This is a genomic window from Atlanticothrix silvestris CENA357 (genome assembly GCF_016056295.1).
In the GTDB taxonomy this organism is placed as follows: Bacteria; Cyanobacteriota; Cyanobacteriia; order Cyanobacteriales; family Nostocaceae; genus Atlanticothrix; species Atlanticothrix silvestris.
The window spans coordinates 80,297-101,843 of the sequence record NZ_JAECZB010000093.1 but is presented as its reverse complement, the minus strand read 5'-3'; the positions used below and the strand labels follow the sequence as shown (position 1 = coordinate 101,843).

19 protein-coding genes are annotated in these 21,547 nt (G+C 37.6%); 12 read left to right on the top strand and 7 right to left on the bottom strand.

What is annotated here, in order from left to right:
- Positions 1–2,514, bottom strand: a 2,514-nt coding sequence (locus I8751_RS23825) for an NACHT domain-containing protein (RefSeq protein ID WP_225894372.1), incomplete at its 3' end; no start/stop codon positions are given.
- Positions 2,515–2,808: 294 nt separating this feature from the next.
- On the opposite strand from I8751_RS23825, the gene I8751_RS29850 reads away from it, so the two are divergent.
- The 5 genes from I8751_RS29850 to I8751_RS23800 are packed head-to-tail and all read left to right on the top strand — an operon-like array spanning position 2,809 to position 7,052.
- On the top strand, positions 2,809–3,150 hold the full coding sequence (locus tag I8751_RS29850; protein ID WP_225894371.1) for a type I-MYXAN CRISPR-associated protein Cas6/Cmx6: 342 nt from the start codon (positions 2,809–2,811) through the stop codon (positions 3,148–3,150).
- 56 nt (positions 3,151–3,206) lie between these two features.
- Positions 3,207–3,548: a hypothetical protein gene (locus I8751_RS23815; RefSeq protein WP_214441573.1), complete on the top strand. Its 342-nt coding sequence runs from the start codon at positions 3,207–3,209 to the stop codon at positions 3,546–3,548.
- Between the two features lie 35 nt (positions 3,549–3,583).
- Positions 3,584–4,012, top strand: coding sequence for a type II toxin-antitoxin system VapC family toxin (locus tag I8751_RS23810; RefSeq protein WP_214441572.1), 429 nt, complete (start codon positions 3,584–3,586; stop codon positions 4,010–4,012).
- Between the two features lie 20 nt (positions 4,013–4,032).
- A complete protein-coding gene (locus I8751_RS23805) occupies positions 4,033–5,520 on the top strand; it encodes a type I restriction endonuclease (RefSeq protein ID WP_214441571.1) in 1,488 nt (495 codons plus the stop codon).
- The gene (locus I8751_RS23800) at positions 5,517–7,052 is read left to right on the top strand and encodes a type I restriction enzyme subunit R domain-containing protein (protein WP_214441570.1); all 1,536 of its coding nucleotides are present in this window, start codon (positions 5,517–5,519) and stop codon (positions 7,050–7,052) included. Before I8751_RS23805 ends, I8751_RS23800 begins: the two co-directional genes overlap by 4 nt.
- Positions 7,053–7,379: 327 nt before the next feature.
- Here the strand turns inward: I8751_RS23800 and I8751_RS23795 are convergent, their stop codons facing one another.
- Both I8751_RS23795 and purE read right to left on the bottom strand, forming a co-directional pair.
- Positions 7,380–8,978 (bottom strand): ammonium transporter, encoded by a 1,599-nt coding sequence (locus tag I8751_RS23795; protein WP_214441569.1) that lies wholly within the window; start codon positions 8,976–8,978, stop codon positions 7,380–7,382.
- Positions 8,979–10,040: 1,062 nt separating this feature from the next.
- Entirely contained in the window at positions 10,041–10,559 is a 519-nt protein-coding gene (gene purE / locus I8751_RS23790; RefSeq protein WP_214441568.1) for a 5-(carboxyamino)imidazole ribonucleotide mutase, read from the bottom strand.
- Positions 10,560–10,643: 84 nt separating this feature from the next.
- On the opposite strand from purE, the gene nagA reads away from it, so the two are divergent.
- Positions 10,644–11,828 (top strand): N-acetylglucosamine-6-phosphate deacetylase, encoded by a 1,185-nt coding sequence (gene nagA / locus I8751_RS23785; RefSeq protein ID WP_214441567.1) that lies wholly within the window; start codon positions 10,644–10,646, stop codon positions 11,826–11,828.
- 170 nt (positions 11,829–11,998) lie between these two features.
- Here nagA and I8751_RS23780 read toward each other — a convergent pair whose 3' ends face one another.
- A complete protein-coding gene (locus I8751_RS23780; RefSeq protein WP_214441566.1) occupies positions 11,999–12,259 on the bottom strand; it encodes a hypothetical protein in 261 nt (86 codons plus the stop codon).
- A 367-nt stretch (positions 12,260–12,626) separates the two neighbouring features.
- Between I8751_RS23780 and I8751_RS23775 the strand changes: the two genes are divergently transcribed.
- Together I8751_RS23775 and I8751_RS23770 are read left to right on the top strand one after the other, a co-directional pair.
- Complete coding sequence (locus I8751_RS23775) at positions 12,627–12,899, top strand: hypothetical protein (RefSeq protein WP_214441565.1); 273 nt, start codon at positions 12,627–12,629, stop codon at positions 12,897–12,899.
- Positions 12,900–13,009: 110 nt separating this feature from the next.
- The gene (locus tag I8751_RS23770; protein ID WP_214441564.1) at positions 13,010–13,771 is read left to right on the top strand and encodes a class II aldolase/adducin family protein; all 762 of its coding nucleotides are present in this window, start codon (positions 13,010–13,012) and stop codon (positions 13,769–13,771) included.
- 246 nt (positions 13,772–14,017) lie between these two features.
- Here the strand turns inward: I8751_RS23770 and I8751_RS23765 are convergent, their stop codons facing one another.
- Positions 14,018–15,391, bottom strand: coding sequence for a PPC domain-containing protein (locus tag I8751_RS23765; RefSeq protein ID WP_404800452.1), 1,374 nt, complete (start codon positions 15,389–15,391; stop codon positions 14,018–14,020).
- A gap of 272 nt (positions 15,392–15,663) precedes the next feature.
- On the opposite strand from I8751_RS23765, the gene I8751_RS23760 reads away from it, so the two are divergent.
- The gene (locus tag I8751_RS23760) at positions 15,664–17,658 is read left to right on the top strand and encodes a serine/threonine-protein kinase (RefSeq protein WP_214441562.1); all 1,995 of its coding nucleotides are present in this window, start codon (positions 15,664–15,666) and stop codon (positions 17,656–17,658) included.
- 375 nt (positions 17,659–18,033) lie between these two features.
- Here I8751_RS23760 and I8751_RS23755 read toward each other — a convergent pair whose 3' ends face one another.
- A complete protein-coding gene (locus tag I8751_RS23755; RefSeq protein ID WP_214441561.1) occupies positions 18,034–18,489 on the bottom strand; it encodes a DUF4278 domain-containing protein in 456 nt (151 codons plus the stop codon).
- Positions 18,490–18,904: 415 nt separating this feature from the next.
- On the opposite strand from I8751_RS23755, the gene I8751_RS23750 reads away from it, so the two are divergent.
- Together I8751_RS23750 and I8751_RS23745 are read left to right on the top strand one after the other, a co-directional pair.
- Positions 18,905–19,198: a nucleotidyltransferase family protein gene (locus I8751_RS23750; protein WP_214441560.1), complete on the top strand. Its 294-nt coding sequence runs from the start codon at positions 18,905–18,907 to the stop codon at positions 19,196–19,198.
- On the top strand, positions 19,195–19,395 hold the full coding sequence (locus I8751_RS23745) for a HepT-like ribonuclease domain-containing protein (RefSeq protein ID WP_318780362.1): 201 nt from the start codon (positions 19,195–19,197) through the stop codon (positions 19,393–19,395). Before I8751_RS23750 ends, I8751_RS23745 begins: the two co-directional genes overlap by 4 nt.
- A 78-nt stretch (positions 19,396–19,473) precedes the next feature.
- On the opposite strand, the gene I8751_RS23740 is transcribed toward I8751_RS23745, so the two are convergent.
- Positions 19,474–19,683 (bottom strand): hypothetical protein, encoded by a 210-nt coding sequence (locus I8751_RS23740; protein WP_214441559.1) that lies wholly within the window; start codon positions 19,681–19,683, stop codon positions 19,474–19,476.
- A gap of 448 nt (positions 19,684–20,131) precedes the next feature.
- Between I8751_RS23740 and I8751_RS23735 the strand changes: the two genes are divergently transcribed.
- A complete protein-coding gene (locus I8751_RS23735; RefSeq protein ID WP_214441558.1) occupies positions 20,132–20,614 on the top strand; it encodes a DNA/RNA helicase domain-containing protein in 483 nt (160 codons plus the stop codon).
- Positions 20,615–21,547: the final 933 nt, after the last annotated feature.

Here is a 21,547-nt window from a genome sequence, read left to right as displayed (position 1 = left end):
GCCAGGAATTGCTTTTTCTGTACCTATTTGAACTAACACATATTGGGGAAAAAACTTTACTTCATCATCTAAATCTTTTATGAGTGCCAGTAAGCCAGGAATTGCTGCTTCTGAACCTATTGTTATCAGAGCGACCGTGGCACTAACACGCACATCATATTCTGAGTCTTTGATGAGTTCTAGTAAGCCAGGAATTGCTGCTTCTGTACCTATTTGACCTAACGCATCTGCGGTACTAGACCGCACATTAGATTCTGAGTCTTTGAGGAGTTCTAGTAATCTATCAACTGCCGCCTCTTTATCTCCTAATGCAGCACAATATTCTTGAAATCTTACTTCTTCTATTTGTGCCTTTTTCTCTTTTAGCAATTGCAAAGCTTGAGCTTGAAAAGCTGTTTCGTTCAGGCTACACAAAATTTGGAATACTTGTGATTTAACTCTAGAACTCACTTGCAAAGAATCGCTAACTTCAAGATTTAGTAAATCTTGTAAAATTTCTTTAGCTGGAGAATTTTTTGCATTTTTTAAATTTTTGATATCTTCAGCAAGACAATTCCCAGCAAAGAATAAGTCACGATGCAACCATTTTTCATATTTACTATTTCTGTTAAGGACTCTTCTAATAGCTGTAGCTGCTTTGTTTGGTGCTTGCTGAGTAATCAATAACAGTAAAACCTCCCGCCAATGAGGGTCATGGAGATGCCGATCAATATACTGTAAAATAATATCAAAATCGTCTTGATCATCTGCTTGATAATTAATCTCTCTAGCACACAGATATTCTTGAAAGGTTTTATGCACAAAAGCATAGCAATCTTGGCCTTGTTCATTAAGCAGTCCAGTACGTTCCTGAATCAAACTTAAAAAACGTTTCGCTTTTTCTTCTGCTTTATAAAGCTCAATTTCTTTCAAAGATTTGATTTCTCTTTTTAATTGGTCAAGCAAATCTTCACAAGCAATTAGTGTTCCTCCTTCTTTATCTGCTGTACTACCTTGTCCATGAATCCAAAAGGCTATTTTTTGCATTAAAAATAGCAAATCTTCAATATCAATATCTTGTAAGAAATGGTTGACGTTAATTTCTTTATTCGCATCCCAAGAAGTTAAGAGAGTTTCTACGGCTTTCTCATAAAGTTTGTGACGACCTTTAGGTAAAACTGCTTGATAGCGATGAATCAGAGCAATAATAGTCAACAGCAAAGGGTTACGCGCTAGTAATTTGAGACGATCATTTTTATCTAATGCCTCTCGTAAAGTTGTTTTACGTCGTTCTGCTTCTGATTTATCCTGAATACGGCTGTCATACCAACAGTTAATAAACTTTTCTATTTTCTCATCATCAAAAGCTAAAAGTTCGTAATGGGCAAACTCTTGAGTATTAAAAAAATCAGGTTTATAGCCAGCAAAACGAGAGGTAATAACTGCACAATTTTTCGGAAAATGCCCTAAAAAATTCTCAATTTTCCGCACTACCTCATATCGTTTATTTTCTTGAGCAATTTCATCCAAACCATCAAAAAAGATAAAAGTGCGTCCATCTTCTAACCAATATTCAAAAAAACCGACAGGTAAGGTTTTAACACATAGATTTTTTTCAACAAATTGCTTAACATATTCAATAACGCTAGTATTTTCTTGCCTAGCAAAATCTCGTATAGGAATTACAAGAGGTAAATAGTCTGCTGCTGCTGTTATATTCAGTTGTTCAATTTGCTTCTGAGCTATCATCACTACAAAATAACTCAGTAAAGTAGTTTTTCCAGAACCGGGCGCACCTAAAAGCACAAACTTTTGGCAGTTGCTTTGACTTAAAATTTGGGAAGCTAACAATTTTCTCCCAGAGGAGTTGCGTAAAGCACGCTGTCTTTGTTCCCAAAGTAATTGTTGCTGACTTTGACTCAAATTGGATGATAACAACTCTGTTTCGATGCTGGAGTTAAAATTATTTATATCCTTGTGGTTATCCTCCTGCACTTCTGGTAACACAAAAATATTGACTAGCTTCTCCGATTTTTCTACTTCTTGTCCTGGTACAGCAATCCCAGCAAATTTAACATCATCAAACCAATTTACTAACTGCTGACAATAGTTTTCTTTAGCAATCTGAAACCTTATACAATTATCTGTATTTTGAAAATAAGTTGTAACAAAAACCTTCATCCATGAATAAACATAGTCAATTTTAATTTCTTTGATTTTTGAGTCAGCTAAAGCTGCTTTTTTGAACACTTCAACTAAATAATCTAAATCAGGCTTTCCTTCATCTTTTAAAGGCTTCTGTAGCTCGGACAATCCTTGTTCTTTAAAAAAATTACATAAAAATTTTGGTATAAAGTCTGGTGGGCAAGAAGAAAATAATCGGTTTTCCTGATTACAAGCTTTTATAGTTGCAGTTTTAATAGCCTTATCTAAATCACTAGGGTTAAGCCTGCTCGTAACACCACTCAGCAACGCTTTAGAAACTTCTACTGTTACTAATTCTCCCACCCATGCACCAATCATTGCACCAATCATTATTATGGTCTCCACATAATTGATTTAAATGAATAAGTATAGATTTTAGATTCTAGATTGATACTAGCACTAGCAGTATATCTACGATAGTAGTTAGGCTTACGTAAATTTTTTCTGATTTTCGGCTTTTTGCAAGCCTTGTATCCTTTACTGTCGGACAGCGATCGCTCTTGCAATTAAAAGCACAGCCTGTATACTGGGCTTTTGTTAGTGCTAAATTTACAGAATTTATTGGTTTTTAAATAAATAAAAAATTAGCCCTGTCTACTACTACTTTTTCCAGAAATCTTTGCGATGATTTTTCCCATTGCTCAATCTGGTTTTCTAGTTTTACTTGGCGATCGCACTTTCGGGAAACTTCCAAAGCAATCGTTTAAATCCGAATTTGCAGATATTTCCAAGGATGGCGTAATTAATCTGGCCCAAAATTCTAGGCTTCGTATTTGGATACCAGTAAATCAAGTACGTTTGGTTTATCCATTAGCAGGTAAGTCTCTGAGAATTGGCAAGCATAAAATTCGTTTGGGTATTCCTGACATCTATTTGCTTCAACCTGCAAAGCAATTGCGATCGCGCATTTTGGTATCAAAGAAAGTTCAACACCATGACCACATAAATCGCCAAATGAACTTTTAAATCTGCTATACTCTCTGATTGCTATTATTAAAAAAGGCTTGGTAATAATTAAATTTATGGTTATCAATTTCTCCTCCGTAACGCTACCTCAATCTGAAAATCTAAAGTTACATATCCTAGTAGAACGTAATAGTGAAGGAAATGTAATAGCTTCTGTCTTAGAATTTCCTAATACTCAGGTTGAAGCATCTACTCAAGAACAAGCTGTAGAAGAATTGAAAAAACTTTTGTCAACTCGTCTTGAGAAAATAGAAATTATTCCAGTAGAAATTCAATTACCTCAAAGCGAAGCAGAAAATCCCTGGATGAAGTTTGCGGGTGTGTTTAAAGATGACGCAGATTTTGCGGAAATTGCGGATAATCTGAGAGCAGAACGTAACATAATAGATGAAGATTAACAGGCTGAGGTTTCTAGCCAGCTTGAGAAAAAAGTATGAGTCTTTATATACTTGACACAGACCATGTTTCGTTTTTACTTCAAGGAAACCAAACTGTTATATCTAAAGTTGCTCAAGTTTATCCCCATCTAGCCATCACTATTGTCACAGTTCAAGAAATTTTTAACGGGTGGGTAGTCAAAATTAATGACCGGGCTGAATCTGGTAATTTAGTAAACCTTTATACTAAACTGTGGACTACTCAAGAATATTTCAAAGGAGTCAGAATACTCAATTTTGATACTGCTGCCTATACTTGCTACCAGGGTTTACTTAGAGAAAACCAGCAACTAAATAAAAAAAGACTACAGAAAGATTTGCGAATAGCTGCAATTGCTATTTCCATAAGTGCGGTGATGGTTACTCGTAACCAAAAGGATTTCTCTCAAATTCCCAATTTGGTGCTGGAGGATTGGACAAAGTAAAACAGAGGAATTTCTACAAAATGACAAGCCAAACTACTGAACGCGCTTTTGAAACAGCCATAGTTGACTTCCTCATTAACAATGGCGGCTATCAATTAGGCAATGCTGGCAACTTTAGCCGCGAGTTAGCATTTGATAAAGCCACCATTTTCCAATTTATTCAAACTTCTCAACCAGAAGCATGGCGAAGGCTTTCAGATATTCATGGCTTGGCTGTAGAACCAAAGTTCATTCAAAGGCTCTATGTAGAATTAGAGTTACGGGGGATGCTAGACGTACTGCGCTATGGCATCACTGACTACGGTGTACGCTTCAAACTGGCATTTTTCAAACCTGCCAGTGGTCTAAACCCCGATACTCTAGCACTTTATAACCAAAATATCCTCACCGTCACTCGTCAGGTGCGCTACAGTGACCAACACGACAACTCAATAGATTTATTGTTAAGTATCAATGGCTTACCAGTCGCCACAGCAGAATTAAAAAACCAGTTTACCGGACAGGATGTAGATAAAGCCAAGCGCCAGTATATCGAAGACCGGGATTACCGAGATTTGTTATTTCAATTCAAACGACGTGCTTTAGTACATTTTGCTGTAGACCCAGATGAAGTTTGGATGACTACCCGCATTCATAGCAGTAACACCCGTTTTCTACCCTTCAACAAAGGTTACAACAAAGGCGCAGGCAACCCACCAAACCCCAACGGCTACAAAACCGCCTACCTTTGGGAAGATATCTGGACAAAAGACAGTTGGCTAGACATTGTGGGTCGTTTTTTACATCTTGAGCAAGAAAACATTAAACTCGACGGTAAATCTGCCAAAAAAGAAACCCTCATCTTTCCTCGGTTTCACCAATTAGATGCTGTTCGCAAACTAACCGCAGATGCCAAAGTTAAAGGAACAGGACATGACTACCTGATTCAGCATTCTGCTGGTAGTGGTAAAAGTAACTCCATTGCTTGGTTAGCATATCAACTTGCTAGTTTATATAACGACCAAGATCAGCGAGTTTTTGATTTAGTCATCGTCATCACCGATAGAAGAGTATTAGATCAGCAACTACAAGACACGATTTATCAATTTGAGCATAAGCAAGGTGTCGTGCAGAAAATTGATAAAAACTCGGCACAACTAGCTGAAGCCTTGGTTTCTGGAACTAATATCATCATTACCACCTTGCAGAAGTTTCCTTTTGTCTTAGATAAAATTCGGGAAATCTTAGAAAAAAACAACATTGCCCAACTACCAAAACGCAATTACGCCCTCATAGTGGATGAAGCCCACAGTTCTCAAAGTGGCGAAGCATCCAAAAAAATGAAAGAAGTCCTTTCTATCAATGACCTCAGCCGTTCAGCCCAAGAAGAAAGCACGGCTGATGAAGAAGAGGACATTGAAGATAATATCCGCAAACAGATGCGTATTCGTGGTAAACAACCGAACTTGAGCTTCTTTGCTTTCACAGCCACACCCAAACAAAAACCCTGGAAGACTTCGGCCACATGAACGCCCAAGGTCAACCAGAACCTTTTCATCTGTATTCCATGCGCCAAGCAATTGAAGAAGGGTTCATTATGGATGTGTTGCAGAACTACACAACCTATAAAACTTACTTCCAAATTTCTAAAGCGATCGCAGATGACCCTAAAATTAATACAAAGAAAGCTAGTAGAGCTATAGCCCGGTTTTTATCGCTACATCCACATAACTTAGCGCAGAAAACCGAAGTGATTATCGAACACTTTCGCCAATGTGTCATGTACAAAATTGGTGGCAAAGCTAAAGCAATGGTAGTTACTGCTTCTCGCCCTCACGTAGTCCGCTATAAAGAAGAATTTGACAACTATTTAAAGAAACAAGGTTACGTTGATATTAAAGCATTGGTAGCTTTTACCAGTTTTACCGATAGAGAAACAGCTATTAAATACACTGAATATGATATCAATGGCTTTGGTGAACGAGAATTACCCGAAAAGTTTGAAACTGGTGAATATCAACTGTTAATTGTCGCGGATAAGTATCAAACTGGTTTTGACCAGCCATTGTTACACACCATGTACGTGGATAAAAAACTTTCTGGAGTCAAAGCCGTACAAACTTTATCTCGCTTAAATCGCACTTGTTCAGGAAAAGAAGATACTTTTGTTTTAGATTTTGCTAATGAAGAGCAAGAAATTATTGATGCTTTCCAGCCTTATTATGAACAAACAACACTAGCATCAACTACAGATCCTAACCGATTATATGACTTAAAAAATAGATTAGATGGCTACCAAATTATCTGGACTAGTGAGGTAGACGCTTTTGCACAGGTATTTTTTAAATCTCAAGCGAAGGCAAATAAACGAGATCACAGCCGACTTCATTCTTTAGTTGATCCTGCCGTTGACCGTTTTAAAGGTTTGAGTGAAGAACAGCAAGATGAATTTAAGAATAGTTTAACTGCATTTATCAGACTGTATGCTTTCTTGTCCCAAATTATGCCCTTTGTTGATGAAGCGCTAGAGAAATTCTATGCTTTTACTCGCCTCTTACAAACTAAGTTACCAAAACGTAGCCAAAGCGAAGTTTTTAAACTCACTGATGAAGTTGCACTAGAATATTATCGATTAGAAAAAATCCGAGAAGGTCGAATTATTTTAGAAAAAAGTACAGAATCACATCTACAACCAATAACTGAAGCAGGCATACCCAGAGAAAAAGAAACACAAGCTAAACTCTCAGAAATTATCGACATCCTCAACCAAAGATTTCGCACCGATTTTACGGAAGCAGATAAATACTTTTTTAGCCAAATTGAGGAAGCACTGGTTCAGGATGAAATATTATCACAACAAGCCAAAAGCAACTCAATTCAAAACTTTAAATATGGCTTTGAAAATATCTTTTTGACAAAGCTGATTGAGCGCATGGATTTAAACCAAGATATCTTTGCCAAAATTATAGATGACAAAGAATTTGGCGGAGCTGTAAAGGATTGGATACTAGAGAAGGTTTATCGCAGGTTGACGCAAAATTCTAGTGGTTCATCGCATTAATGATGAAAATAAAATAAGTAGTCAATACTTTAGTCCTACATTTTCAAGCACTAAAGTGTTTATATTTTACAAACCCATCATAATTAATAAAATAGACTACTAAAAGCTGACATTAGGGTGGTTTAACAATGCTAAAATGTTGCATTAATAAAATTTTTATTATCGACTATCGACGTTTATTGGCAGTTTATTTTATCCAATCTAATGTACTAAATTACCTTTGTCACGTCATTAGTATATAATCACTTTTAAATAAAAAAACCGCCACCTTTGATGATAAAAAATCAAAAGGGCGGAAATTAATTCAGTAATCAAAAATCAAACAGATCAAAATTTATCTGGTGACATTCCCATAGAACCATGTCCTTCAGGAAATCCTCCTGCACCACCACCTTCTTTGACGAATCCACTGTAGGCTTCCATGCCGTGTTCGCCGATATCTAAACCTTCTAGTTCTTCTTCTCTTGAAACTCTAATACCTAAAGTTGCCTTCAGTATTAACCAAAAGATGGTGCTGAGGAGAACGGTCATCCCACCTACCGAAACAACACCAATTAGCTGAATAAAGAACTGTCCAAGTCCACCACCAGCAAATAAACCTCTTGCTGGGCCAAGTGCCTCACCATACCAGGAAAAAACACCAGGGCCGACCGACCACAACCCAACTGCAAGAGTTCCCCAGATACCGCAGACTAAGTGAACTGAGGTAGCTCCTACTGGGTCATCAATGCCGAGTTTATCGAAGAAGGTGACAGAGAAAACTACTATTACTCCAGCAATTAAGCCAATTACTAAAGAACTAGCAATACCGACGTAAGCACAAGATGCTGTAATTCCAACCAAGCCAGCCAGAATACCATTGATAATCATTGACAAGTCTGGCTTACCCAAGTAGAACCAAGCTGTAGCAGTAGCTCCAATTCCACCCGCAGCAGCAGCCATATTAGTTGTTAAAGCAATATGGGTAATCGCACCGGGATCAGCAGCCATTACCGAACCGGGGTTGAAACCAAACCAGCCCAACCAAAGAATCAAACAGCCCAAGGTAGCAATACTCATATTGTGACCGGGCAGAGCTACGACTTGCTTATCTTGATATTTGCCGATGCGGGGCCCCAAAAACGCTGCTCCCATTAAAGCAGCCCAGCCACCAACTGAGTGAACCACAGTCGAACCAGCAAAATCCCAAAAACCCATGTCGGCTAGCCAGCCAGTACCCCAAATCCAGTGCCCGGTAATGGGGTAAGCAATACCTACAAGTAAAAGACTGAAAATGAGGAAGTCAGCAAACTTAATTCGTTCGGCTACTGCTCCAGAAACGATGGTTGCTGCTGTTCCGGCAAACACTAATTGGAATAAGAACTTGGCAGCTAGGGGTACACCAGCCCAACTAATAGCACTAAAAACACCTTGATAAGCATCTCCAGTTGCAGGACTATTATCTAGTCCTTTGAGGAAAAATCCACTTAATCCAATAAAGTCATTGCCATCACCAAACATCAAGCCAAAACCAATCGCCCAAAAAGCCACGGTAGCCAGAGCAAATACAATCAAGTTTTTAGCAAGAACGTTGACAGCATTTTTCTGGCGACAGAAGCCTGTTTCTAACATACAAAAACCGGCATTCATGAAAAACACCAAAAAAGCAGCGATCGCTACCCATAGTGTGTCAAGAGCGACTTTAAGATTATCCGTAGCAACTTTGAGTTCTGCTGTTGTTGGCGCTGCGGCTGGAGTTTGGGCAACTGCTACATAACCCCAACCCAGCACAATCAGACAAGCTAATGGTAAACAAGCTTGCCAACTAGGAGAGAGCCGCTTAATTGCTGAAGCAAATATCCGGAATTTTGAGTTAAATTGTGTATTTTTAGCGTAATTCTTTGCTAATAGATGCCTACTTCTTATTTTCGATTTCTGTTTGTACATGAATCTGAACATCTTCCTTCAAAAAATGGTAAAAAACAGGTTAACCAGAAAAAAACCAACGACTAAGGTTAAATTTAGTGGTTTTTGATATTTTTCATTTAGACCGCTTGTTTGCCAACCAGAAATTTAAATAACCCAAGTAGGAGTTTAGGAAATTAGTGGTGCTTCTGTAAATATTTTTGCGGATGTTCTTAAGAACTTATTATGTAGTTTCCGAAACAGTCAAGCCTCCTTCACTTAATCTTTAATTAGACTCTGGAAGTATAAATGCTCAAGATTGTCAATATCTATATCAAAAACATATTAGGAAGTAAGTAGTAAAATTACAGCAAAACTTTGTCTGCCGCAACGTTCCTCATTTCTAAAGCCCAAAAGCTACCTGACAGTAACCATTGCCAGTGTGACTGCAACAAACCTTGGTAAATACACGATTAAATTTGATTGATTCTCTATTTACCAAAAACCTAATTCTGTATCAATAGATACTTTTTTCTGAGCTTAGCTCTTAATAATAGTCTCGAAGTAGTTGAGCAAAAAAAGCTGTAACTTATATGGAATAATCATTCTCCGACTTCAGGAGAGAGAGATAGAGAGAATATTAAATTTTTATAAATAAAGTTAATTAGAGTGAGTAATAAAAAATTGAGATTGCTCAATCAGCGTAGGAATAAGGCAAGCAAGGGTGAGAAAAGAATTTTAGTTTTTTCAAAAAACCTCAATCATGTTTCTATTCAGAAACGTCAAAAAGTTAATCTCATGGTAGAAACGATTTACGAATCTATATCAGAACAATTATTTGGCTTTTTAATCTCTGTTTCAATGCTTGTCTTATCGCTATATATAGCAAGAATACAGCTAAATAATCTTCATAAATTTTAATTAATATTTTCTATATTGGTCTCAATAACTTAAAATCAAAAAACTTTCAATTCACCTTTTAGCGTAGGTAATAGGGAATAGAGAAGGCTTAATAGGAAAAAAGCATTAGTAAGCGTTGATGGGAGACTTAAATTTTCTGTTCCCTAAATATCGGATGATTGAATTTTTGGTATCCTTTAAAACTTAAAATTCATTTTGTAAATATTGCTCGTAGCCTAGTTGTTCTAATTTTGCTTGCTTTGCTATTACTGATTCAGATAAAGTTTGGCGATATTGCTGCACTTTTTTGAGTAATTCTGGTTGGTGAGTGGCAAGAATCTGCACTGCTAAAAGTCCGGCATTTTTAGCGTTACCTATGGCGACTGTTGCCACTGGGATACCTGCTGGCATCTGTACAATCGAATACAAAGAATCAATGCCTTGCAAATTACGAGTGGGTACAGGCACACCAATTACAGGCAGTGGAGTTAAAGATGCTACCATTCCGGGAAGATGAGCAGCACCACCTGCACCAGCGATAATCACCTTGATACCGCGTTGATGGGCTTGTTGGGCATATTGCACCATACGTTCTGGGGTACGATGGGCAGAAACGATCGCCACTTCGTTGTTTACCCCAAACTCTTCACAAACTGCGATCGCATCTTTCATGGTAGGCAAATCTGAATCGCTACCCATGATAATACCGACAAGAGGAGTCATAGAATTTTGGATTTTGGATTTTGGATTAATCACCGATTGTTCATCTAAAATCGGGTCATACTTATTTATCTTCTCGCCAATGTGATGACACAAGCAACACAAAGGGTTATTGCTACAAATATAGATATTATCAATGCTAGAGTCCCTGGTTACAAAGATTTGCAAATGCTTTTAGTTAATCAGAAAGGCATAATTGAGCAAATCCTGCCAATGGATACAGTATTGCAGCGATTTTCAGCACCCGATTTACAAGTATTAGATGTTGCTGGCGACTGGATTTCTTTAGGTGGTGTTGATTTGCAAATTAACGGCGCATTGGGTTTAGCATTTCCCAATTTAACAACCGCAAATTCTTACCTATTAGAGAAAATCTCACAATATTTATGGGATGTTGGGGTGGATGGATTTTTACCAACACTAGTGACAACTTCTGTAGAAAATATACAGCGATCGCTGGCTGTAATTGCTGATGTCATCCCAAATCAACAAGCCGGTGCAGAGATTTTAGGAGTACATCTAGAAGGCCCATTTTTAAATTACCAAAAGCGCGGCGCACACCCAGCGGAGTATCTTCTACCTTTAACAGTTGACGAAGTAAAAAGAGTTTTGGGTAATTATGCTCATGTAGTGAAAGTGATCACCTTAGCACCAGAGCTAGATCCTACAGGTGAAGTTATTCCATATTTGCGTTCTTTGGGTATAACCGTGAGTTTAGGACATTCTCAAGCAACAGCTACCCAAGCAAAACAAGCTTTTGAACTTGGTGCGACGATGGTAACTCATGCCTTCAACGCTATGCCTCCGTTACATCACCGTGAACCAGGATTATTAGGGGCAGCAATTACCCATCCTAGTGTAATGTGTGGTTTTATTGCTGATGGTGAACATGTTTCACCAATGATGCTACAAGTTTTGCTCAAGGCTACCAAAGGGCTGTTTCTCGTGAGTGATGCTCTCTCTCCCTTAGGGTTGCCCGATGGGGTGTATCCTTGGGACAATCGGCAAATAGAAGTTAAAAACGGTACAGCACGACTACCAGACGGCACTCTATCGGGGACGACTTTGCCTTTATTGGTGGGAGTACAGAATTTGGTAAGGTGGGGTATTTATGACGTAGAAAACGCGATCGCCTTGGCCACTAATGCACCCAGACAAGCAATTAATTTACCAGGAATTGCCCCAAGTCAACCCGCCAATTTATTACGCTGGCATTGGGATGAAAAGACAAAAGAACTATCTTGGCAGCGATTATTGCAAAATTTTGCATAATTGACCACAAAAAGCAAGGGGGAGAATTTGAGATTTTCTCCCTTGCACCCAATACGGTTAAGTTAAGATTTTTTGATAGCAAGGCTTACGCAAAATAACTCTCAAATTCTTATTTATCCGTCTTTTCTGTTGCCTTAACCGCCTCTTTGTTGACTTCCAAACCAGCGGTACTAGTCTTTGTCCTCAACTAATAATCCATTGATGTAAAGTTTTTTAGAATTATCTGTGCTATTAACGTCTTTATTGCTGTAGTTGTCACTGCCTACACCTTTAATTTTTGTTTCTACTTTATTCACGCCTTTCTTAATAGAGATTATGCTTGCATGGGGAACCCTCTCCTCAAACTGACAATAACCTCCTAGCAAAGTTTCTAGTTGTACTGGAGTCAGATCATGCAGAGATAAATCTATATCAGTAAATAGTTTAGTCATTGTTTTGTTGCCTCAAAATTTGTATTTAAAGTACACTTCAAATACTAAATTTAAAGATTACAAGCTCAAAAATCATATCCCAAAAGTGATAACCCAACAGCAAATAACGTCGTGGTATTAGTTTTAGTCACTTCCCGCAGCAAGGAAGAGGAAATAAATACTACGCAAAATTAATTACACATTCTCTATGCTCCTTGTTACCTGTTCCCTAAAGCACACGCACACTTTAGCCCGATTGAAACTTTATTTTCAAAATCTGCTTACCCACAGACAATGGTTAGTGGAGAAATTCGCCCTACTTAATCCGGAAAGTAGGATAGGTGTTGGTATAGGTCAATGGCTACTTAATTGCACAAAAGATCGTTGTTTGACAGTTTTTAGTTTGGTAATTCCACAAAAATTAACAACTTCTATCTATGACCATCTAGCTTGGGGATTGATTGGTTTATACAAACGCCACCAAGAAGAAACAGTCTACCGTCGTGTAAATATCGGTAATGTAGAAGACCATGCACAATTAAAAGTGGTTGAAAAGCGATCGCTGCAATCAAATGATAGTTATCGCCTTTTGCTTTTAGATGAAGTTATTCATGTTGTCAAAACTATATCCCCAGTGCATCGGTATCCACTCATCTCCTAAGTAATAATATTGGCTGTATTTGGTATCACCAGTTCAACCTAAAATTACACGCTATTAAATAATTTTGTTGTGGATATTCTAACGCTCCCTACCCATGTAAAAAAAACATTATGTATAAATTTAATAGACCTCAACCCCCCATATTTGAGCAAGTTGAAGACGAACGTTTGCATCGCAAACAACGCCTAGCCGCCACCTTTCGCTTATTTGCCAAGTTTGGCTTTAGCGAGGGAACTACAGGCCATATTACAACTCGTGACCCGGAATTTATAGACCATTTCTGGGTGAATCCATTAGGGACATATTTCGGTCATATCCGCGTCTCTGACCTAATTTTGGTCAATGGAGACGGCGATGTAGTAAAAGGTGATACACCTGTAAATCCAGCTGCCTTTGTTATCCATTCCCAAATTTATCAAGCTCGACCTGATGTAATAGCCGCAGCTCATGCCCATTCACTTTACGCTAAAGCTTGGTCTAACTTAGGTCGCCTCCTTGACCCCCTGAATCAGGATGCCTGCTCTTTTTACGAAGACCATGCCTTGTTTAATGATTACGCAGATGTTGTTTTAGATACATCCCAAGCTGAGCAACTTGCTAAAACTTTGGGCAAAAAGAAAGCAGTCATTTTGCGTAATCACGGCATTTTAACTGTAGGACATACCGTGGACGAAACTGCCTGGTGGTATATTAGTTTAGAGCAATCTTGCCAAGCACAACTTTTGGCAGAGGCTGCTGGTAGACCTAATTTTCTTAGCCACGAAACAGCTCGCCTGACACAAAACCAACTCGGAACACACTCTGGTGGATGGTTCAATTTCCAACCACTGTATGACAGAATTGTGCGCGATCAGCCTGATTTACTTAATTAGTTCAAAAAATCTTTGGACAAGTTTATTCACGCTGCGTGGGTCAGTTGTCAGTTGTCAGCGATGCATTGATTTGTACTTAGCGCAGCCGAAGTAGCTTGTCGTTCACGGAGCGTCTCGAATAGAAGTGTTGCTTTTGACCTGATTTAATACCCCAACCCAAGAGTGGATGGTTTTAAAAACATTCTTACGACTGACTACTGACCACTGACAAAACTCTATCCTCTTGTTGATAGAGTTTTTATTAGCTCAAAAAATAGTCAATCTATACGTCCCACGTTCTTGTGGATTATTTGAAGTCACAACTATATAGTAAGTGTCATCCTCAGGTAATCTGGCTCGGTCAATTAAAGCACTGTACATACCATCTTTGTCATTATTGATAGCGATTCTCTTTCCTTGAGAATTTAATAAGACTATATAAGGAGAAAACTCTTCATTGGTACTATCTACACGAATGCTCACAAGTTGATCTTTTTTGCCTTGGAACTGAGAAACGTTGTAAGGACTGCCATTTTGTCTAAGAGTTGAGCTTTGGGCAGTCAGTTCGCCAGATTCATCTAAGCTATAACTGGCTCTATCATTTCTAAGAGCCAAACTATAGCGGCCTGTATCACCAGAATTACGGCTAGTAACTGCGATCGTATAAGTACCTTTCACAGGTAATCGCACAAATACAAATGCATCCTTAGTTGTTCCCGAACTACCTCTTTTTAAGAGAACTTTATTATCGGGATCTAGTAGCAACATAACAGGATTTAAACTTAAATTGTTTGAACGGCGTTGGTCTGCACTCCCAACCAGCCTAATTTGGATTAATTGATTTTCTCTGCCTTCAAATTGGTAGAAATGGAAATATCTACCTTGAGATTGAAAGTCGCCCTTTGACAAAATACCAAATGCAACATCTGCAAAGTTAATCTTTTTGTAATTAGTTGTTCCCAATGGTGAAACAGGTGGATTCTTAGGAGTTTGGTTAGTACCTCTATTTGGGTTAATAATGGGCTGACGACCTCTTTCTTGAGGTGGAGATACAGAACCGCCCCCTGAAGGTTGGGGTGTTGGGTTAGGATTCGCTGGTCTTGGATTAGATCTAATTCTTGCAGGCTGAGGCGCTGGGTTAGGATTCGCTGGTCTTGGATTAGATCTAATTCTTGCAGGCTGAGGTGCTGGGTTAGGATTCGCTGGTTGAGGAGTAGAACTACCACCTGAAGGCTGGGGCGTTGGGTTGGAATCTACTGGTTGAGGAGTAGAACTACCATCTGTAGACTGGGGCGTTGGGCTGGAATTTACTGGTTGAGGAGTAGAACTACCTTCTGAAGGTGGGGGCGTTGGGTTGGAATTGCTAGGCGTTTCACGAACTGGTATTGGTGAATCAATAGGTTGTTTAGGTTGCGGAGATACGGGTGGTTGAGAAGTTGGGATTTGCTCGATTCCTTGTTGTACTGCTTCAGGCTGTCTTTCATCTGGTGTTTTGGCAATTATGTATCCAGCATTTTGTGGAACTTCTAAGGCAATTGTAGGCAGGACATAATTTGCGATCGCTAGACTACCACTTACAGAAAAAATTAAAGCCCAATCAAATCTCAATCGATATTTTTTGTTACTTTTTCTTACCATAATTTCACTCTTCCTTGTTGTCAGTTGTAGCTAGTTTTCTTTCTTTAGATAGATACTTTTATCTGTTTTATAATGATAAAGACAAATAGGAAAACTATCTTTTTCCAGCTATAAACGGTGAAATGTTATCAGCTAGAGAATTTCATTGTTAATTTTAAAATGCTGAGTTACCTATAAATTAGTTCTTCATTGGAACATCATAATTTTGGCAACTTCATAGTAAGATTAATACGTCATAAATTCATATATACCCAAATTGCAAATGGATTCCCAGTATGATCTGCTGTTTGAATCCCGATTGCCCCAATCCTCAGAATGAGGATAGCAACCAAAATTGCCAGAGTTGCAATACACCATTAATCCTACTGTTGAGGGGTCATTATCGTGTTGTTAAGGTGCTATCTGACGAAGGTGGATTTGGCAGAACATACTTATCAGAAGATGTAGATAAACTCAATGAGTGGTGCGTTGTCAAGCAATTTGCACCAAAAGTTCAAGAAACTTCAGCCTTGAAGAAGGCAGTTGAGTTATTTAAAGAAGAAGCTCAGCGATTGCAATATTTGGGAGAACATGACCAAATTCCTGCACTATTAGCTTACTTTGAGCAAGATAATTACCTGTTTTTGGTGCAACAGTTTATCGATGGGCAGAATTTATTACAAGAATTACAACAAGGAAAAACGTACAGCGAAAGCCGAATTTTAGATCTTTTGCTAGATTTGCTACCTGTTCTCAAGTTTATTCACGATCGCGGCGTGATTCATCGAGACATTAAGCCACAAAATATTATCCGCCGTCAAAGTGATGGGCGATTAGTGCTAATTGATTTTGGATCTGCAAAGCAATTGACAGCCACAGTACAAACTAAATTAGGCACAACTATTGGCTCACATGGGTATACCCCAATCGAACAAATGCAAGACGGAAAAGCTTACCCAGCCAGTGATTTATTTAGTTTGGGTGCAACTTGTTTTCATTTGCTAACTGGGATTCGCCCGTCCCAATTGTGGATGCAACAAGGCTATGGTTGGGTTAATTCTTGGCAGCAATATTGGAATAATTCCCATAAAAATGGGGTAGCCCTAAAGGTAAAACTGAGTGAAGTTCTGGATAAACTACTAAAAACAGATATTTCAAAGCGTTACCAATCGGCCGATGAAGTCATGAGAGACTTGACAAGTCAGCCATCATTATTGCCATTACCTGCAACTTTACTGACAGTCTCGACAGCAAATCATAAACTAGTTCCATTCAAACTCAAAGATAAGTTTAAAAAACAGCTACTGCTAAATACTGCCATTGCCCTGCTGGGATTAGGAGGAGTTTGGTCTTTACAATTTTTTCCACCACTCACTACTCCTAAGTCCTCAGAAAGTTTTTATCAGTCCAATACTCTTAAGGGACATTCCAGCGATGTGAATTCTGTCACATTCAGTCCAGATGGTAAGATTCTTGTCACTGGTAGCGATGATAAAACAATCAAACTGTGGAATTTAGCAACCGCACAAGAAATCCACACCCTTAGAGGTCACTTTAGCTGGATTTGGGCTGTTGCCTCTAGTCCAGATGGCAAGATTTTAGCCAGTGGGAGTAAAGATAAAACCATCAAACTATGGAATCTGGCAACCGCAGAAGAAATTAGGACTTTGACAGGACATAATGAGGGAATTGCAGCCGTTGCCTTTAGTCCCGATGGTAAGACTCTAGCTAGCGGTAGTTTAGATAAGACAATTAAACTATGGAATCTGGAAACAGGAAAGCAAATTCGCACCCTAGAAGAACATTCTAAAGCAGTGGCGGCGATCGCCTTTAGTCCAGATGGCAAGACTCTGGTTACTGGTAGTTGGGATAAGACAATCAAACTATGGAATTTGGAGACAGGAAAGCAAATCCGCACTTTAGAAGGACATTCGGATTTAGTGCTTTCTGTCGCCTTTAGTCCTGATGGTAAAACCCTCGCCAGTGGTAGCAAAGACAAGACAATTAAACTCTGGGATTTGAAGACAGGAGAGACAATTCGCACTCTGAAAAAGCATTCTGATAAAGTTAATTCCGTCGCTTATAGCAAGATTTTAAATAGTGTAACCCTAGCCAGCGGTAGCAATGACAACACAGTTAAACTATGGAATCCGGCAACTGGTCAAGAAATCCGCACATTGAAACAGGATTCTGGCTACATTTATTCTGTAGCCATCAGCCCAGATGCACAGACTATTGCCAGTGGGGGTAGTGCTGAGAATATTGTTAAGATTTGGCGACTGTCTCAGTAGTCAAAATGATTTTGACGGTTGGAGAGACGCGATAAATTGCCATCTCTACAGGAAATTTATTCGTCAATTATTTATCGACACACTACGCCCTAAACGATTTCGCTTGGTTAGGCGTGTGTCAATACTTCTCGCTTAAGTATTTTTAATTCGGATCGGGTTTTGGGAAAAGGTTAAAGGGGAAGGGTTAAAGGTTTTTTCTTTCGCTTTCCCCCTTCCCCTTCAACCGAGAAGCATTGAGGCGTGTGTAGACGTTCCAAAATTTAATTAAGTTTTGCGGTATAATACGCAACTGTTCGCCGCGATTGCTCTGACGACGAAAAAAGAGATACAACATCAAGGGGTAAGCGGCTGTAAAGGACAGTAATCTTAAGAGGATTAACTATTTTGCTCTTTAATTTCTCTCTGCACAGTTCTGTTTACAGAATAGGTGCTTCCCCTAAAGCTCAATTTATGCGTGACTGGTGCTGTAGTTACTCCAGATGATTGGGCGTTAGGATCAACACAAATAAAATAACTACTTCCCCTAAAGCTCAATTTATACGTGACTGGTGCTGTAGTTACTCCAGATAAGTGGGATTTGGAGTCAGAACAATAAGAAACACCACGGTAAATCAAGTTAGAATTCGGTTCAAATTTCTGAACTGGCTGTTGTGGATATTCTATTTTTTTGCTGACTAGCTTATTTGTGTAGTATTCATAACTTGTACTGAGCAAGATAGGAATTAATAGTAAAAATAGGATTTGCCAAGGAGCTAGAAATATGCCCAAAATCAGGCTGAGCGATGCGAATACAGCCACTAAATGCGAAATTTCGTCATTATTTTTTTTCAAAAATAAATAGCCAGAGATTAAACAAGCACACAGTAGAAGCAAAAAGCATAAAGCCATTTTTACCAACTTCTCAACAGAAAGCAAAGGGTTTATACAGCAGATTGAACTTGTTTGAAAAACTGTTGTTTATTTTACCTTGAATTAAGTTGCAATCGGCCGCGATCGCATAAATTGACTTCCCTCATTCCATAGGCAAGTAACAGCCTTTTTCATTCTTGATAAATTGATGTGCAGTTTTGGTGGTCGGCGATCGCACCTTTTGTTCTAAATTTAAGTTGAGTACCTGCCAGATTGTCTACTAAATCCAGTAGAAAATAGAAGGACTTAAGTGTCTATTAATACTCCATCCAGCTTCTGAACAGTACAGGGTAAGCTAGATTATGCAGTGTGATTATACTAAAGGGAGATTGGAGGTATGAAAACCCTGGAGGAAATTAAGCAATGGTTTGTGCTAAACAAATCCATGTTGAAGGAACGTTATCAGGTCAGGGAACTAGGGATTTTTGGCTCTTATATCAGGCAAGAGCAGACAGAAACCAGTGATGTGGATGTGCTTGTGGAGTTTTCTGAAACACCAAGCCTGTTGAAGTTTGTCAATTTAGAGAACTATCTCAGTGATAATTTAGGGGTCAAAGTCGATCTGGTTCATAAGTCTGGTTTGAAGCCTCGCATTGGAGAGCGAATTTTGGCAGAGGTGGTTTACCTGTGATCAAGCGCCAAGTGGAGGACTATTTACAGGATATTTTGGATTCTGTTGCTGCCATTGAGCAGTTTACAACAGACACTGAATTTGAAGCATTTTCACAAAATTTAGAGAAAGTGTTTGCCGTTTCAAGGGCGATTGAAATTATTGGTGAAGCGGTAAAGCGGATACCAGATTCGGTGAGAAATAAAAAAAACGAGTGATGTACTCACTCGTCTTTAGTTCGTTCTAAGTCTACAAAGCGATATTTAACTTAATAGATATCGCTCTCCCTAGTACACTCAACTGTTTTTAACCTTTTTATCAGACTCTTTTGGTAACTTTTTCTGCGTAGGGGAGTTTTCCCAGTCTTTGTAAATGATGGCAACAATATTTGTGAAACAACCAAACATTTCTATATACGCTTTATCGTTAAGAGCTTTTGAAAAAACTAAAACAAACATCGGAACTACGATGACCGCCAAGATGTTTCTACGTAACTGTTGACTCATTTGAATATCTCCTGGGAGAACGTTGTTGATAAGCGGTTTTTCAAACCTGCTATATGTGGGATATTCCTAGCGGTATCTCAAAGGTAACTAGAACAATTTCTACAAACAACAGAGTTAGCACTTAGAAATAGTTAAAAAGTTATACCCATCTAACTAAGGTGTCTGCCATAACATATACAATTTTGAACAATTTGTATTGTGTGAAAGGGACACTATTACCAGCTAGCAATGAGACTGCCATCCCCATTTACTAGGTTTCTTCAGAACTAAACTATTTTAATTTATAAATTCTACTGAATAATATAAATAAGCAGTAAAAATTACGTATATTTACTGCTTTAAAAAATTAAGTATAAATATTTTTAAGTATAATTCTCAATTCATGTTAGTCAATCAAAAGCTTATATTAAAAATTGAATACTATATATTTTTAATACTTTAGAAAATTATGAAAAAGAGTTTAAAATTTGTTGTTATTGTATTTTGTTATCAATTAATTTCAGGATGCGGACAAAAAAACACTAATGATATATCTACATTGATTGAGCAAAAGCCTGTTAATACAGTAGAAGACATAAAAAATAGTTTTAATTTTAAAATCAAGGAAGATATTGAAACTTTAAACAAAAATATAAAAAAACAACCGTCAAAAGATCCAGGCTTAAGTTTTGTCAAAGCTGAGTATAGTGGAAAAAATCTTTACGATATTCAAAAAAGTGATTCAATAGTTTCTCCATATATAGGAATCGTTAAGTATTATCTAAATTGGAAGGTAAAGGAAGAAGTTATTACCGATACTTATATTAAAGCTACATATGTTTTTCAAGATGATAAATGGATATTTAAAAATGCTGAAAGATTAAGTGATAATACTTTTCTTAAAGAAAGAGGACTTCAAAAGCTAGAAGATGTCAATTATTTATTTCAGTAATTTTAGACTGCTAATTTTCAAATATTTCAAAATGGTAATTGTATATATTACAAACTTTTCCTCTATCTAGAGGCAACGTCAGAGCAGAAGCAAAAAGCTGTTTTAGTTTTAGTGATTGGGCTTTCAATTCTACATTATCAAAATAAAATTCTAGTAAGGTTAGATACAGCCTTATTAGAGTTATTTTTTTGATATCTGTAATATATTTTTTTATTTTATTGTCTTTGTTGCATAATTATAAATATTCCTTAGAAAGTCTTTAGAGCTGATTCGTAAAGAAAATCTTAAGATGACTCAATTCATTGCTAGGTTTATGTTTCAGCGAATAAGTGCTGTATTAACCTAGATGACTGAAACTCTTACAGAGTAAGTATTTTACTTTAGTTTACAAATTAGCTCTTATGAAAATATTGCAAAACATTGTAAATTATTTCATAGAAAAATCTAGTATCTTTTGGTAAATAAAATAACTATTTGTAATTTAATATAGCACTTGTTTTACCATTATATGTGTGAAGGCTTATGTCTTTATTTTTGTATATCATAAAAGCATTACAAACTGCTATAAACGCTTATTAGCCAAATACATAAACCTTTTTTAAAAAAGTTATAAAATATTCTCTGCCGCTAGTTTATGTTGAGTTTTATATTTAATATTTGTTTCTTTTATGTATGAAAAAAATTCTGTAATATGCCAAGAAAAATATTTAATTTTTAACATGTATTAAAGCATTGCTTAAAAAAATGAAGTTTTAATTTATTAATAAATATGAAAGATAAACAACAGTAAAAATAGATAATAAATTTTCAAATCTCTAAACTTAATTAAAATTAATTGTCTAGAACCCTTGAAGAAGTACTATCAACAACGAGTCGCGCCATAACTATGTCTCAGTGAGGAAAGTTCTCTCGATGAGATTAAAAAAATACGCC